General features: G+C 68.6%; 1 protein-coding gene. It reads left to right on the top strand.

Annotation, left to right across the window (positions count from 1 at the left end; genetic code table 11):
• Positions 1–115: 115 nt before the first annotated feature.
• Positions 116–1,079: IS481 family transposase (locus EIY87_RS07645; RefSeq protein WP_125306965.1), on the top strand; the 964-nt coding region annotated here is incomplete at its 3' end.

The raw sequence follows: 1,079 nt of genomic DNA, 5'->3' as shown, positions 1-1,079 counted from the left end.
TGTAGTGACCATGGACGTTGTTGACGGTTGAGCGGCGCGTCGGGTTGATCACGACGAAGACCTCCGTGTGTGGTGCTGGTGTCTGAGGCCATCACCGATCACAACGGAGGTCTTCGTGTCCCACCGTAACGCCCGGTTGACCCCACACGGCCGCAGGTTGCTCATCGACCGGGTCACCGCCGGTCGCCCCGTCGCCCACGTCGCCACCGAGCTGGGTATCTCCCGAGCGACCGGACACAAATGGGTCCGCCGCTACCGCCAGCACGGCAATGAAGGCCTGCTCGACCGCTCCTGCCGGCCACACCACTCACCACGGCGCGTCCCGGACCACACCGAGCAGCAGATCATCGACCTGCGCCGGACCCGCCGGCTGGGCCCGGCCCGCATCGCCGGGATCCTCCACCTGCATGCCTCAACCGTGCACCGGGTCCTGACCCGCCACCACATGCCGAAACTGGCCTGGCTGGACCGCCCCACCGGCCAGCCGATCCGCCGCTACCAACGCGACCGACCCGGCGAACTGCTCCACGTCGACGTGAAGAAACTCGGCCGGCTCCGCGACGGCGGCGGCTGGCGCGCACACGGCCGCGACAGCATCGAACGCCGCCGAGCCCGCTACGGCACCCGCGTCGGCTACGAATACGTCCACTGCGCCATCGACGACCACACCCGCATCGCCTACGCCGAAATCCACCCCGACGAAACCGCCGCCACCTGCGCCGGATTCCTCCGCCGCGCCGCCACCGCCCTGGCCGAGTTGGGCATCGACCGGATCGAACGCGTCATGACCGACAACGCCCTGGCCTACCGCCGGTCCCACGCCTGGCGCAATGCCCTGACCGAGATCGGCGCCCAAGCCCGCTTCACCCGCCGCGACCGACCACAGACCAACGGCAAAGCCGAACGCTTCAACCGCACCCTCGCCGAAGAATGGGCCTACGCCCAACCCTTCACCAGCTCACAACACCGAGCCTACGCACTGCCGGAGTTCCTGCACCACTACAACCATCACCGAGCCCACACCGCACTCGGCGGCCGCCCACCCATCACCCGAGTCAACAACCTCACAGGGCACAACA

It is taken from the genome of Amycolatopsis eburnea, assembly GCF_003937945.1.
GTDB lineage: Bacteria > Actinomycetota > Actinomycetes > Mycobacteriales > Pseudonocardiaceae > Amycolatopsis > Amycolatopsis eburnea.
Note: the sequence above shows the minus strand (reverse complement) of the source record. Positions and strands in the feature narration are given on the sequence as shown.